This window comes from Streptomyces morookaense, from assembly GCF_013030945.1.
In the GTDB taxonomy this organism is placed as follows: Bacteria; Actinomycetota; Actinomycetes; order Streptomycetales; family Streptomycetaceae; genus Streptomyces; species Streptomyces morookaensis.
This window is the reverse complement of sequence record NZ_JABBXF010000086.1, coordinates 13182-27128: the sequence shown is the minus strand read 5'-3', so window position 1 is coordinate 27128 and position 13947 is coordinate 13182. Positions and strand designations below refer to the sequence as shown.

Here is a 13947-nt window from a genome sequence, read left to right as displayed (position 1 = left end):
ATTGCACTAGTGCATACTCGTGTTTGTGCTAGGAGAGTATCGGATCGAAGGCCGTCGCGCAGCGGAGATTTCCGCGAGCGTGGAGCGCGCTGTCGGGGCGGGCCGACTCGCGCCGGGCGAACTGCTCCCGCCCATGCGGGAGTTGGCGGTCGAGCTCGGCGTCAATCCCAACACGGTGGCCGCCGCGTACCGGACACTGCGCGAGCGCGGAGTGATCGAGACGGCGGGGCGGCGCGGCAGCCGGGTGCGTCCCCGTCCTGCCAGCACGCCCCGGGACCTCCTCCAGGTCGAGGTGCCCGAGGGGGTGCGGGACGTCTCGACGGGCAATCCCGACCCGGCTTTGCTGCCCGCGCTCGGCGAAGCCTTCGCCGCGGCTGCCGCGAAGGCGGCGCGCAATCCCGTGCTCTACGGCGAGGAGGCCGTGGATACGGAGCTGGAACGGATGGCCGTGGCGGCTTTCGCCGCGGACGGTGTGCCGGAGGGGCCCGTGGCGGTCACCTCGGGTGCGCTGGACGCGATCGAGCGCCTGCTTGCCGCCCACTTGAGGCCGGGGGATGCCGTCGCCGTGGAGGACCCGGGCTGGGGCAGCCTGCTCGATCTCGTCCCGGCGCTCGGGCTGCGGCCCGTTCCGGTCGCCGTCGACGACGAGGGGCCGCTGCCCGGGGAGGCGGACCGGGCGCTGCGGCAGGGGGCGCGGGCACTGGTGGTCACCGACCGGGCGCAGAATCCCACGGGCGCGGCCGTGAGCGAGGCGCGGGCCCGCGAGCTGCGGTCGGTCCTCGCCGCCCACCCCGACGTGCTCCTCATCGAGGACGACCACGGCCACGGCATCGTCGACCTGCCCCTGTTCCCCCTCGCCGGGGCCACCCGCCACTGGGCGCTCGTCCGGTCCTTCGCCAAGGCCTACGGGCCCGACCTCCGTCTCGCGGTGCTCACGGGCGACGCCGTCACCGTCGACCGGCTGCGGGGGCGGCAGCGCCTGGGCCCCGGCTGGGTCAGCCATGTGCTGCAGGACGCGGTGCTGCACCTCTGGCGTTCCGGGGCGGTCGACGAGGCAGCGGTCGCCGCGTCGTACGGGCGGCGCCGGGAAGCGCTGATAACGGCCTTGCGGGAGCGGGGCGTTGCCGCGCAAGGGCGCAGCGGGATGAACGTGTGGCTGCCCGTGCCGGACGAGACGGGGGCGGTGGCGCGGCTGCTCCACTCCGGATGGGCCGTGGCGCCCGGCGCGCGCTTCCGGCTCTCCTCCCCGCCGGGGGTGCGGCTCACCGTCTCGGCGATGGCCGTGGAGGAGGCGGAGGCGGTCGCGGATGCCGTGGCCTCCGCGACCGGGCCGGGCTCCGCCGGGCGGCGCTACGACTGACGGCCGCCGGCCGCCTTCCCGGTGCGGGCCCTGCTCTGGGTGAGGGCCGCTCCCGCCAGCACGATCACCGCGCCGACCGGGGTGTTCCAGGTGAGTTGCTCGCCCAGCAGCGCCACGCCGGCCGCGGTGGCGACGACGGGGATGAAGTAGGTGGTCAGCGTCGCGGTCGTCGGCCCGACCTCGGCGACCAGGCCGAACTGCACGAGCATGGCGAAGCCCGTGCCCAGAGCACCGAGCGCGAGGATCGCCAGCACGGGAACGAGGTGGAAGGAGGTGGGCAGCGGGCTGCTGAGCGGGGCCACGACCGCCAGTTGGACGGTGCCGACGAGCAGTTGGCCGCCGGTGAGCGAGAGGTTGGACTCGCCGGTGCCGGAGAGGGTGCGCCGGACGTAGATCCAGCCGATCGCGTAGCAGGCGGAGGCGATCAGCGCCATCACGGTGCCCGCCGGGTCCTGGCCGGAGAAGCCCTGCCAGGCGCCCAGCACGGTCAGGACCCCGATGAAGCCGAGGCCGAGGCCGGCGAACCGCCGCCGGGTCGGCCGGTCCTCGGAGAGCGCCACCAGGGAGAGCAGCATGCCCCACAGCGGGGTGGTGGCATTGCAGATGCCGGCCAGCGTGGAGGAGATGGTCAGCTCGGAGTACGCGAAGAGCGTGAAGGGGAGGGCGTTGAGCAGCAGGGCGGCGACGGCCAGGTGCATCCAGGTGCGGGGAGCCCGGGGGAGCCGCTGCCGCTTGACTGCCAGTGCCGCCAGCAGCACCGCGGTGCCGAAGAGCATCCGGCCGAAGGAGACGTATGCCGGGGCGTAGCCCTTGGTGCCGAGCTTCATGAACAGGAAGCTGAACCCCCAGATGAGGGCGAGAGCGCCGAAGCGTATCCGCCAGTCCACAGGAGAACGCCCCGGGACGGCGGGTGCCGGTGCGGGGGGAGCCGAGGCGGGTCTGTCGAGTGAGGAGGACGAGGCCGGGGAGGACGAGGAATCGGGAGTGGCGACGGTGCTCATGACGATCACCATGCCGGGCATCACCCATTAGGACAAGTAAATAAAATTTCGGGCCATCGCGTAGCATCGCTTACATGTTGAATCTGGACCGCCTGCGGACCCTCAACGCCGTCGCCCGCCACGGCTCCGTCAGCGCCGCCGCGGACGGGCTGCACGTCACCACCTCGGCGGTCTCCCAGCAGCTCGCCAAGCTGGAGCGGGAGACGGGCCAGCAGCTGCTGGCCAAGCAGGGCCGCGGGGTGCGGCTCACCGATGCCGGGAAGCTGCTGGCCGAGCACGCCTCGCGCATTCTCTCCCAGGTCGAGCTGGCCCAGGCCGACCTGGAGGCCCAGCGCGGCCGGGCCGTGGGCGAGCTCGTGCTGGGCGCCTTCCCGACGGCCGCCCGCGGACTGGCCCCGGCCGTGCTCGCGAGCCTGCGCGCGAGCCAGCCCCAACTGCGCGTCCGGCTGGAGGAGATGGACCCGGAGCACTCCCTGCCCCGCGTGGTGCGCGGTGACATGGATCTCGCCGTCGTGCTCGAGTGGCGCAACCACCCGCTGCCGATCGCCGAGGGCCTGGCCAGGGCGTCCGTCCTCGACGACCCCGTCGACGTGGCGGTGTCCGCCGGGCATCCGCTCGCCGCGCGGGAGGCGGTCGACCTGGAGGACCTCGCCGAGGAGGAGTGGATCTCCTGGCCCCATGGACAGTTCTGCCACGAGTGGCTGATGTCCACGCTGCGCAGCAAGGGGATCGAGCCGCGCACATCCCATATGGCCGACGAGCATCACACGCAACTCGCCCTGGTCGCGGCGGGGCTCGGCGTCGTCGTCGCGCCGCGGCTCGGGCGCGGGCCGGTCCCGGAAGGGGTGCGGATCCTCCCGGTGCGGCACACCATGCACCGGCATGTGTATGCCGTGTGGCGTGCCGACGCGGACCGGCGGCCGTCGATCCGGGCGGCGGTGGGGGCGTTGCAGGCGGCCGGGAAGGCGGTCTCCGGCGCCTCGTCCTGAACCGGGTGTCCCTACTGCCCCGGTAGGCCGGGGAGTTTACGGAAGTCCCAGGAGACGATCCGGTCCGGCTCCAGCCGGACCCACGCGTGCCGGCCGTCGTGGGGCATGGTGGCCATGCCGAAGTACTTGTCGGCGAACAGCCCCTCCACGCAGTGCAGTTCGGGGCACGGCTCGCCCTTGCGGGGCGCCTCGCCGACGGGCTCGGCCCGGCCCGCGAGCTCCGCACCGCGCAGTTCGCCGTACTCCCGCCCGTCGTCGACCACCGCGGCCACCCGTGGCCCGCTCCGCAGCGCAGCCCACCGGCGGCTGCGCACCAGCGAGTACAGCCACAGCGCCTGGCCGTCCCAGGCGAACCACAGCGGGCTGACGTGCGGAGACCCGTCCGGGCCGACCGTGGCCAGGCGGCAGGTGCGTTGAGCGGTCAGGAAGGCGTCCAACTCCGCCGGCCGCATCATGATCCGGCGGCCGCGCCGCTGCGGCGGTCGCTGTGACTGTGGCTCTCCGACGGCCATGTCCGGCAGGATGAAGCCTCTTGCTCGACGACACAAGGCCCACGGACACAAGGCCCACGGACACAAGGCCCACGGACACAAGGCCCACGGACACAAGGCCCACGGAGACAAGGCCCACAGCAGCAGGGAGCGCCATGGCACGCACGGAGCACGGCCCGCACGATCTGCGCGACCGGGCGGCCACCGTGCTGCTGACCGTCGAATGCCAGCGTGGTGTCGTCGGACCGGAGAGCGCCCTGCCCGAACTGGCCGCCGTCACACGGGCGTCCGGGGCCCTGACCAACATCGCGCGGCTCGTCGCCGGGGCTCACGAGGCGGGCGTGCAGGTTGTGCACGCCGTTGCCGAGCGCCGCCCCGACGGGCGCGGGGCCAGTCGCAACGCCCGTCTCTTCCGGGCCGCCGAGCGGCTGCCCGTCCAGCAGTTGGCCGGCACGGCAGCCGTGCGGATCGCGGATCCCGTCCCGGTCGGGGACGGCGACCTGGTCGTACGGCGGCTGCACGGGCTCTCGCCCCTGGCCGGCACCGGCCTGGACGCGGTGCTGCGCAACCTCGGCTGCCGCACCCTGCTCGTCACCGGCGTCTCGGCCAACATCGCCGTGCCGAATGCCGTCTTCGACGCGGTCAACCTCGGATACACGGCCGTCGTCCCGGCCGACGCCATAGCCGGAGTCCCCGCCGACTACACCGCGGCGATGGTCCGCCACACGCTCTCCCTCGTCGCGACGGTCACCACGACCGAGGAGGTGCTGCGGAGCTGGCGGCGGCGCCGGCGGGGCGGCGGCCCGGAGGTCAGTCCAGCGTGATGGAGTCGCCGCTGACGGTGATCTTCTTCGCCGGCAGCGGCGACTGCGCCGGGCCGTGCTTCACGCTGCCGTCCGCGACGGCGAACTTGCTGCCGTGACACGGGCAGTTGATGGTCCCGCCGGTCACCGCCGAGACCGTGCACCCCTCGTGGGTGCACACGGCCGAGAACGCCTTGAACTCCCCCTTCGCCGGCTGGGTCACCACGACCCTCTTGTCCTTGAAGACCTTTCCGCCGCCCTCCGGGATGTCCGAGGTCCTGGCGAGGACAGGGCCCTTGGCGTCCGCGGGCGCGCTCGCGGATGCCGACGGCGAACTCGGCGGAGCGGAGGACGTCTCCTGGTACTTCTTGTCCGAGCCGCCGCACGCGGCCAGCGCGGCGGCGAGTCCCGCCGCCCCCGCGGACACGACGACGGTGCGGCGGCTCGCGCTGCCGGAGGACGAGGATGAGGAGGAATCCGACGAGGACGGGGAAAGTGACACGATCGCTCCTTCGATGAGGGACGAGGAGTACGAGCAGTACGAGAAGTCGTACGGTCGGGGCGCCCGCTCCGTTCAGCCGTTGCGTTCAGTGACCGGTGTGCAGGCCGAGTAACCCGGGGCGATGCTTGCCGAAGTCACCGCCACCCGCTATGTCACGCCGTTGCGTGAGGGTGGCTCTCTCCCCGGCATCGTCGAGGCCGACGATCTCGGGACGTACGTCATGAAGTTGACCACCTGGTGGCGCTGACCAGCGTCGATGTGGCTGCACCCCTATCTGGCCTGCGCGGACGAGCCTTTCAGGGTCTTTCAGCACTGCGCTGCTTTACGCGGTCGATTCTCCCCACGCGCTCCCCAGTGCCGTCGATACTCCCCAGATTCTCCCCAGGAAGGGCCGGTGCAGGGGGCTGTGACGGAGTGAGGTCACCCCATCGGAGGCGCTGCCCATGGCACGCTGAGTGACTGACGCGCGCGGGCAAGGCAGAAGCTTGCGCTGCGCGGACCGCGTGTGGGTCTGGCTCTGCCTGAGTAGGTGGATGCTGTAAGCCGCCGGCTTGCCGCCCGGCGGGCATCCAGTGCTCGGCCTCGTGGTAGCCGCGCGCTCTCCTGTCCGGACAGTGGCACCCGCACTGAAGCCGCCACGTTGCTGGCGCAGGGCAACAATTCGCTGGCCGCTGGCCGCTGGCCGCTGGCCGCTGGCCGCTGGTCAAGGGAGGTGGACACCTGCTCTGAGTCATAACGGTCCCACTTGGCACAGGTAGGCGGAAGCGTCTTCTGGCGTCCACGTGTCTAGGTCGGGGCCGTTTACGCAGGTGGGGGGCGTTGTGGTCCAAGCGCGTCGACGGTGTTGGTGAGACGCACGTGAGAGCAAGTGACAGGTGAGGAACCCTCGTCGGGCAGGTGCCGACGGGGGTTCCTGCGTTCGGGGAACTGCATGGTTTGCGGTGTTTCGGCGTGGTCTTGCTGGCGCCCGTGCACAACGAAGCAGGCCGCACACGCCAGTTCGCCCATTGGCTGCAGCTGAACCGGGCCGGTCCCGTTGATCACGTGCGCGACGCCTTCATCCCGCGATGTGCCGACAGGTGCCGACACACGTCTGCGGAGTGTGACGCCCGCTTCGGTGCCGCGGAGGCGCACGATTCAGCACAAGCTCCACCCCGACGGCAAGCCACTAACATGTGCACGTTATCCAGTCCGCCGGGACCGTTCCGTTCCATGCGACGAAAGCAACACATGCGCATCAAGCGAATATTGGCCGTGGCCGCGGCTCTCGCCGTCCTCACCTCGTGCAAGGGAGGCGAGGACGGCAGCGCGAACGGCGGTGGTTCCTCGGCGAAGCCGCCGGCGGGCGGCGGCGTCGCTGCACCGTCCGTGGCGGGGACGCCCACGGCGAACTCCCTCACCGAAGCGCAGAAGTACGTGCAGCAGTACACCTCGTGCGAGAACCTGGGCGACGGCAGAGCCCCCGACGACCGGCGCTTCGCCCATGGCTCTCTCACGTCCGTCGGGAAGTGGTCCGTGACCGCGGCGGGCGTGTGCGACGACCGGCCCGACCACGGTCGCATCTTCCTCTTCACCGCCTCGGACATGAAGGAGTTCCAAGCGGGCTACAAGAAGCTCGTCATGGACCGCCTTGCCAAGAATCCGACGTACGGTCTCTTCAGACACGTCTTCGTCGGCGAGAACTTCTCCGTCGAACCGACGGAGACGAAGACGGCCATGACGCTCGCCACGTCAGGACTGCGCGTCCTGACGTGCAATCCCACTTTCGCCGTGCCCGACGGATACAAGAAGGAGCAGGCCCTAGTCGACGGCTGTGTCCTCAGCAACTTCGTTGACAGTACGGACGGACAGGGTGGCGCTGGTCCCGAGCATCCCAAGGACGAGGCCACACCCGGCGGCGCGAACGGAGAGCTGCGGACGCCGGATGCGAACAGCATGGGGCTGCCACGTGCCGACAGCATGGCCGACCTGAAGAAGCTGATCGGCTCAAGCGTCGACTGCAAGAAGTTCACCACGGATCCCCAGTCCGTCGACATCCAGTCCATCGACTATCAGCCCGCCGTGACGGGCGATCCCCACGCCTGGGGCATCGGGGAACGTGGCATGTGCGGATACCCTGCCTCCGGCGGCAAGCGTGCGCATGACCTCACCTGGCTCGACACCGTGAACGACATGGCGACGTTCCAGGCGAAGGCGAAGGCCGCACAACTGCAGGACGTGCAGCACGACGGCCACATCAAGGCCACGGCGAGCATGGTGCTCGTCGGCCGGAACATCGCGGTCGAGACAAACAACCAGGCTTCCCGCGTGGGCCTCTACCAGCAGCAGTTCCTTCGCCTGAACTGCGAGCCCGGCTTCAGCGCACCGCAGGGATACCGGCTGGAGAAGGCATCCGTCCCGGGCTGTGTCCTCACCAACTACGAGCCCGGGGTGGATGCGGGCTGACGAGGCGCGGGTGCGGGTGTGGGCCGGTACGGAAACGGACGCGGTTGCCACCCGCCGAACTCGCCCGGCTGCGCAAGGAAGTGCACGCTTCCGGGATGCCTCCGGCCGACCGGGCGCGGTCCGGTTCGAAGGCGTCAGCCGACCAGGGTGTGTTCCCGCGGTGCGTGCGGCGCGGGGGCGGTGTGCTGGTCGAGCTTCTCGCCCTCGACGTCCACTCGGGGCAGGATCCGGTCCAGCCACTTCGGTAGCCACCAGGCGGACTTGCCGAACAGGGCGAAGAGTGCGGGCACGATTGCCATACGGACGAGGAAGGCGTCGAAGAGGACGGCGATCGCGAGGGCGAAGCCGATCATCTTGATGAAGTCGTTGTCCTCCAGGATGAAGCCGGAGAAGACGCTCGTCATGATGACGGCGGCCGCGGCGACGACCCGGCCGCCGTGCCGGAAGCCGTCGACGACCGCCTCGGCGGGGCGTGCCCCGTGAGCGTACGACTCACGCATCCGACTGACCAGGAAGACCTCGTAGTCCATGGCGAGGCCGAAGACCACGCCGATCATGAAGATCGGCATCGTGCTCATGATCGGGCCGGTCTGCTGGATGCCGAGAACGTCCGCGAGCCAGCCCCACTGGAAGATCGCCACGACGGCGCCGAGGGCGGCGGTCACCGAGAGCAGGAAGCCGAGGGCCGCCTTGAACGGGACCAGGAGGGAGCGGAAGACCACCATCAGGAGCAGGAAGGCGAGGCCGACGACCAGGGCGAGGTAGGGCAGGAGCGCGTCGTCGAGGGTCTGTGAGAAGTCGATGAACATGGCCGTCTGGCCGGTCACGAGGATCCGGGACGCGGTGTCTTTCTCCAAGGCGCCTGCCGTGGCCCGCAGTTCATGGACCAGTTCCTCGGTCTTCTGCTCGGTCGGGCCGGTCTTCGGGATGACGCTCAGGATCGCGGTGTCGTCCGCCTTGTTGGCGGTGGCCGGGGAGACCGAGGCCACGCCGTTCGCCCTGTGGAGGGCCGCGCCGACCTTGTCGCCGGCGGACTTGGCGCCCTTCGCCTGCACGGTGACCATCAGCGGTCCGTTGAACCCGGGGCCGAAGGACTTCGAGAGCATGTCGTACGCCTTGCGCTGAGTGGTCTTCGTCGACATCGACCCCTCGCCGGGCAGCCCGAGCTGCAGGCTCGCGGCCGGTACGGCGACCGTGCCGAGGCCGACCACGCCGACGAGCAGGACGGCCACGGGGTGGCGCAGGACGTAACCCGCCCAGCGGGCGCCGAGGTTGGGCCTGCTGTTCTCGGCCGACTTGGCGGCGTGCTTGGCGGCCTTGCGCTGCCGGCGCTCCGACAGCGGCTTGACGGCGTACTGCAGGCGGCCCTTGCGGGCCATCACCTTGACCGGTGCGAAGCCCAGCAGGGCGGGGACCAGGGTGAGCGCGACGAGCACGGCGACCGCGACGGTGCCGGCCGCGGCGAGTCCCATCTTGGTGAGTATCGGGACGCCCACGACCGCCAGCCCGGCGAGGGCCACGATGACCGTCAGTCCTGCGAAGACGACCGCCGACCCCGCGGTGCCGACGGCCCGGCCCGCGGCCTCTTCGGGGATGCGCCCCTCGACCCGCTCGGCACGGAACCGGGAGACGATGAACAGCGCGTAGTCGATGCCGACGGCGAGGCCGATCATCATCGCGAGCGTCGAGGTGGTGCCGGACAGGCCGAGCGTGGAGCCGAGCGCAGTGATGCCGGAGATTCCGATTCCGACTCCGATCAGCGCGGTGATCAGCGGCATTCCGGCCGCGATCATCGAGCCGAAGGTCAGGACGAGGACGATCGCGGAGACCAGGATGCCGATCTTCTCGCCGGTGCCGCCCATCGCCTGGTCGACCCTCACGGCGTCACCGCCGGCCTCGATGGTCAGGCCCGCCTTGCGGGCCTTCTCGATGGCGGCGTCGAGTGCGTCGTGTGCTTGGTCGCTGACCTTCATCGCGGGGACCTTGTACGTCACCACGGTGTAGGCGGTCGTGCCGTCCTTGCTGATGCTGACCGCGGGGACCTTGTACGGGTCGGTGGCGGCCACCACCTGCGGGGACGATGTGCCCAGCGCGGCGACGAGCCGCCCGACTTCGGCCCGCTGGCCGGCGTCGGTGAGCTTCCGGCCCTCGGGTGCCCGGACGACGACGCGGGCGCTGGCGCCATCGGCACTCGCGTCGGGGAATTTCTTCGTCAGCAGGTCGAAGGCTTCCTGTGACTCGGTGCCCGGCATCGAGAACGTATCGGCGGGCGGTGGCGGAGCGGAGGCGGCGGCGAAGCCTATGCCGCCGAATATCAGCAGCCAGATCAGCAGTGTCACCCCCCGGCGGCGAAAGGCGAGGCGGCCGAGCCTGGAAAGGAACGTAGCCACGCTGGGGCTCCCGTCGGTTCGGTTCGGTCGGTATGCAGTCGGTCGGGTCGGTCTGGGTCAATGCTTTGGGCGCCTGGGGAGCGCAGCATGGCATCGAGATGGCGCATAGCTGGCACATATCGGTACATGACAGGTGCCGGGCGAACGTGCGGGACCGGGTTCTATGGCCGCTGGCCCGCAAGGCGCGACGCCGAGTGGATGCTTCGGTACTCGTGTCTAGCGATCATGGCACATATGTGGCGCCATTGCGAGCCGAAGTGGCGCCACATGATGACGTCCAAGGGGGCGAACAGGCGGCCACCCTGCCTGGGTGTGATCGCTGTGCTTCGCTTGGCTCACTCCGTGAGGCTTCAGATTGAGCCACTATGGCTTGTGCTGGGGGCAAATATGCGCCAGCTTGGCGCCATGGTGACGACATGCAACGTCCTCGGTATGGCCGAGGAGGAGGTTCCAGGAATGACCAGGGGCGCCAAGCACAACAGGGTCCGGATGTCGCGGGTCTCCCGGCGGGGGGCACGGCGCTGACTGCCGCACTGCTGGCCTGGGTGGCCACACCCGTGCTGACCACCCAGGTCGGCGCGGCCGTGCCGAAAGCCGCTGCCGAGCAGAAGCGCCCGGAGCTGCAGAAGGTCATCCAGGAGATGGTCGATTCCGGCCTCGCCGGGGTGCAGATGCGCGTGCACGATCAGCGGGGCAACTGGGTCGGCAGCGCCGGGGTGTGCAAGCTGGGCGAGACCGCGAAGCGGCCGACGAACGGGCGGTTCCGGATCGGCAGCAGCACCACTGGTCCGCTGGGAGGCGGAGCGGGCGGTGCCTGGCTGGTGGGTGTGGCGGGATGCGGGGAGGGGTCCTGTTCCTCACTCGGGTCCTGCTGCGGGGTCGTCCGCTGCTGCGGGGTTGTGTCGCCCTCGGCCGGCTGAAGCAAGGTAGGCCGGCTCCTCGCCGGGGCGTCGGCGGTACGGGTGCCGCCGCCGCGGCCGGGTACCAGGAGCAGCAGCGCCGTGACGACCGCGCCGAAGAGGACCGCGGCCACGACCGCGAGGGCGAGCCGGGCGCCGGACAGGCCGCGCAGCTCCGGGCGCGGCGACGCCTCGACCGGGGTGGCCGGGGGCGGGACGATGTCGGAGGGGCCGCCGGCAGACGTGATCAGGTCGTCGATCTCGACCGTCCAGACGGGCACTTCGGGCTCCAACGCCTCGATGATGGCAAGCAGTTGGGTGGGCGTCGCCCGCTCCTCGGGCTCCTCGGTCAGGCATACGGCGACAACCTGCCGCAGCCGCACCGGAAGATTGTCGAGGTCGGGCCGTCCGTTCCGCACGCCAGTTCCAGCACGTCACCGGTGACCGGAAGTGTTTCGATCAGTGGCCGCAGCACCCGCAGGTCCTCCCGCTCGGCGTAGACCCGGTCGTACTCGGACGCGCGAGCCCGGTAGTAGGCGATCTGCTCCCGCACCGCAGCATCGGCATCGTCGCCCATATCCGCCACCGTAGCCGGATCACGAGACCTGCCACCCATGCCTGTAGAGGTGGCGGACTGCACGGCGAACGTTGTCTGATTCAGGTACGCCCACACGCCTTCAGCAGGGTTGAGGGCGGGACTGTACGACGGGAAGCGGAAGACCGTCAGCCAGGCCGACCGTCGGCCGATCAACTCGCGCATGGTGGCGTCGACATGGTGGGTGTAGTTGCCCCACATCAGCACGACAGGCCCGCCGAGTTGTCAGCGGGCAGTGGCCGGGAGCAGGGCCAAGTCCCGCTCCGGAAGCCCTTTTTCTCACCCTTGCGGCCATGGTGGACCAGCATCCGGAACACGAGCCGGACGGTGGCCCGGTCTGCGGCAGACCAGGATCGCCAGAGAGATGCGCTCCGAACCGGCGGCGCGGACGGTGACCCGGGGCGGGTGCCCGCGCCGGGACCAGGTACGCGCCCGCGGCGGCCGGAGCACCTGACCCGCCTCGTCCGCGAAGCACAGCCACGCGTCCTGGCCCCTCACCGTCTTTCCACGCGTGGCTATGTCTTCTTCATCCAGGCAGCCACTGCCGTCTCGGTGCGATCGGCTGCCCGGCGCACCGGAACCTGCACCGACCAGCCCATCTGACGCGGGATGTGCCAGGTCTGCGCCGGCTGAAGCGGATATGGAACCGCTGGGCGATCACCGTGGCCACCCGCGCCAGCGTCCACCGCTGGACCTCCCTCAACCGCGCGTGGCCGGCCCCTACTCCAGCTCCGCCGCCAGCCAGGCACACCAGCCGGGCTTCATCCGCGACGGCCGCCCGGACGGGCCCTTGGAACGTAGGGCTTCCGCGCCACCCTGACGCCAGCGAGCGCGCCAGTCATAGGCCGACTTCCGGGAGGAGGCCCGCAGGGGCCGGGCGACCTGCGGTTACCTCACCTCTTGTATGAATAACTCGGTGGTCTCGAAGCGCACTTGCTCCAGCTGACCCCGCTGCTTCGCGGTCAAAACCGGCCCCCATCGGGATATCGCACGGCACCGGGATACACCCACCACCGAGATCACCCCGCCCCTTGATGAGACCGCCGGCCGCCTCAGCTCACCGCCTGCTTCACGAGCGCACCGATCCGCGCCTCCACCTCGGCCGTCACCTCGGTCAGGGCGAAGCCGGCCGCCCACATCGTGCCATCGTCCAGCTTCGCCTGGTCGCTGAACCCGAGCGTCGCGTAGCGTGCCTTGAACTTCTCCGCGCTCTGGAAGAAGCAGACGACCTTGCCGTCCAGCGCGTAGGCGGGCATCCCGTACCAGAGCTTCGGCGCCAGGGCCGGGGCGCCGGCTGTGACGACGGCGTGGACGCGCTCGGCCATCATCCGGTCCGAGTCCTGCATCTCGGCGATCTTCGCGAGTACATCCCGCTCTGCCTCCGCCGCTTTGTCCGCGCGCGAGCGGCGGCGCGCTGCCGTCTTCAGCTCTTGGGCGTGGGGTCCTTCATCGCGGCCCGCTCCTCGGCCGTGAACCCCTCGTACGCGCTGTTTCCGGTGCTGCTCATGACAGATCTCCCCCTTGAGGATCTTGCCGTGCGGGATCTTGAGGGGGACCTTATCCCGGCTCACTGACACCGGCTCACGAGCGACCAGCACGTACAGCAGTCGAAGGCCCCGGTCCGTCACCGATCACGGAGCGCGTCGATCAAGCTCAAGCTCACACGAAGGGTGGGGAGGTCCACAGAGCAGGATTCTGCACTGTGCGCCGCTTCTCCATCACCGCCCATCCCAGGAGCAGTTGAGGCCCGACCTCGGAACGTTCCGGTGCACCCCGCCCCGGACAAACACAACGTGCGGAAAGTGTGCCGGGGGCAACTCCTCACGAGTTCCGAGGACAGGCGCCGGGGTGGCTCAGCGTGGAGCGTCCTTGCCTGGGCGTCGGTGGCGGAGGGCGTCCTGGGAGTCGACGTACTTGAGCATGAGGCGAGCGAATTCCAGGCGCTCCTGCTCGGTCCAGTCGGCGGTGATGCAGTCGAAGGCCGAGCGTTGATGGCGGACGAAGCGGGCCATCAGCTCACGGCCCTCGGGGCTGAGCTGGAGGACGGTGCGGCGGCCGTCCTGCTGGGAGGCCGCGCGGATCAGATAGCCGGCCGAGATGCAGTCGGAGACCATGCGACTGGCCACCGACGGATCCACGCCCAGGTGCCGGGCGACAGCCCCGACCGTGATCTCCCCCTCGCCGGGCTCCCCGTCCGACTCGCCCTCCGCGGCGTCCTGTTCGGCTTCCAGAACGATTCTGAGAACCAGCGTGCGGCTCAGGTCCTTCTGGGAAATCGGGTCCTCGACCTCCAGGAGTGAGGAGCGCCGCAGCTTCCCGAAGGCCGGACCCACGGCGTCCAGCAGTTCCTCCGCGGTCTTCGGTTCGCGCTTCGTCATGCCCTCATCGTACAGAGCATGAGTGCCCTCATGAAGGCATGTGTTGACTAGCAATCGTGTGCATGGTTGCATGCATATGACTTCGAGCAATGAA

At 70.1% G+C, this 13947-nt stretch carries 10 protein-coding genes and 3 pseudogenes; 5 read left to right on the top strand and 8 right to left on the bottom strand.

Going from position 1 to position 13947, the window contains the following annotated elements; translation table 11 throughout:
- Positions 1-25: 25 nt before the first annotated feature.
- Positions 26-1360, top strand: a complete 1335-nt coding sequence (locus HG542_RS28685; RefSeq protein ID WP_171086485.1) for an aminotransferase class I/II-fold pyridoxal phosphate-dependent enzyme — start codon at positions 26-28, stop codon at positions 1358-1360.
- Here HG542_RS28685 and HG542_RS28680 read toward each other — a convergent pair.
- Positions 1351-2361 carry a DMT family transporter gene (locus tag HG542_RS28680; protein ID WP_171086482.1) on the bottom strand — a complete coding sequence of 337 codons (1011 nt, stop codon included), beginning with the start codon at positions 2359-2361 and terminating at the stop codon, positions 1351-1353. The genes HG542_RS28685 and HG542_RS28680 overlap by 10 nt on opposite strands.
- Before the next feature lie 74 nt (positions 2362-2435).
- On the opposite strand from HG542_RS28680, the gene HG542_RS28675 reads away from it, so the two are divergent.
- On the top strand, positions 2436-3350 hold the full coding sequence (locus HG542_RS28675; protein WP_171086481.1) for a LysR family transcriptional regulator: 915 nt from the start codon (positions 2436-2438) through the stop codon (positions 3348-3350).
- Positions 3351-3361: 11 nt separating this feature from the next.
- On the opposite strand, the gene HG542_RS28670 is transcribed toward HG542_RS28675, so the two are convergent.
- A complete protein-coding gene (locus HG542_RS28670; RefSeq protein ID WP_171086479.1) occupies positions 3362-3862 on the bottom strand; it encodes a pyridoxamine 5'-phosphate oxidase family protein in 501 nt (166 codons plus the stop codon).
- 134 nt (positions 3863-3996) lie between these two features.
- Here HG542_RS28670 and HG542_RS28665 point away from each other — a divergent pair, with 134 nt between their 5' ends.
- Entirely contained in the window at positions 3997-4665 is a 669-nt protein-coding gene (locus tag HG542_RS28665) for a cysteine hydrolase family protein (RefSeq protein WP_171086477.1), read from the top strand.
- On the opposite strand, the gene HG542_RS28660 is transcribed toward HG542_RS28665, so the two are convergent.
- Positions 4652-5146: a Rieske (2Fe-2S) protein gene (locus HG542_RS28660; RefSeq protein ID WP_190076186.1), complete on the bottom strand. Its 495-nt coding sequence runs from the start codon at positions 5144-5146 to the stop codon at positions 4652-4654. The genes HG542_RS28665 and HG542_RS28660 overlap by 14 nt on opposite strands.
- A 121-nt stretch (positions 5147-5267) precedes the next feature.
- On the opposite strand from HG542_RS28660, the pseudogene HG542_RS35505 reads away from it, so the two are divergent.
- A pseudogene (locus HG542_RS35505) lies at positions 5268-5378 on the top strand (HipA family kinase); the annotation flags it as partial.
- A gap of 980 nt (positions 5379-6358) precedes the next feature.
- Positions 6359-7591 (top strand): hypothetical protein, encoded by a 1233-nt coding sequence (locus HG542_RS28655; protein WP_171086475.1) that lies wholly within the window; start codon positions 6359-6361, stop codon positions 7589-7591.
- A 134-nt stretch (positions 7592-7725) separates the two neighbouring features.
- Here HG542_RS28655 and HG542_RS28650 read toward each other — a convergent pair whose 3' ends face one another.
- The 5 genes and pseudogenes from HG542_RS28650 to HG542_RS28625 all read right to left on the bottom strand — a co-directional run bounded on the left by HG542_RS28650 (position 7726) and on the right by HG542_RS28625 (position 13853).
- Complete coding sequence (locus HG542_RS28650) at positions 7726-9981, bottom strand: MMPL family transporter (protein ID WP_171086473.1); 2256 nt, start codon at positions 9979-9981, stop codon at positions 7726-7728.
- A 685-nt stretch (positions 9982-10666) separates the two neighbouring features.
- A complete protein-coding gene (locus HG542_RS28645) occupies positions 10667-11263 on the bottom strand; it encodes a hypothetical protein (protein ID WP_229922427.1) in 597 nt (198 codons plus the stop codon).
- A 266-nt stretch (positions 11264-11529) separates the two neighbouring features.
- Positions 11530-12467: pseudogene (locus HG542_RS36325) on the bottom strand (IS630 family transposase); the annotation flags it as partial.
- A 60-nt stretch (positions 12468-12527) separates the two neighbouring features.
- Positions 12528-12982 (bottom strand): annotated as a pseudogene (locus HG542_RS28630) (iron chaperone).
- A 346-nt stretch (positions 12983-13328) separates the two neighbouring features.
- On the bottom strand, positions 13329-13853 hold the full coding sequence (locus tag HG542_RS28625; protein WP_171086469.1) for a MarR family winged helix-turn-helix transcriptional regulator: 525 nt from the start codon (positions 13851-13853) through the stop codon (positions 13329-13331).
- Positions 13854-13947 lie beyond the last annotated feature (94 nt).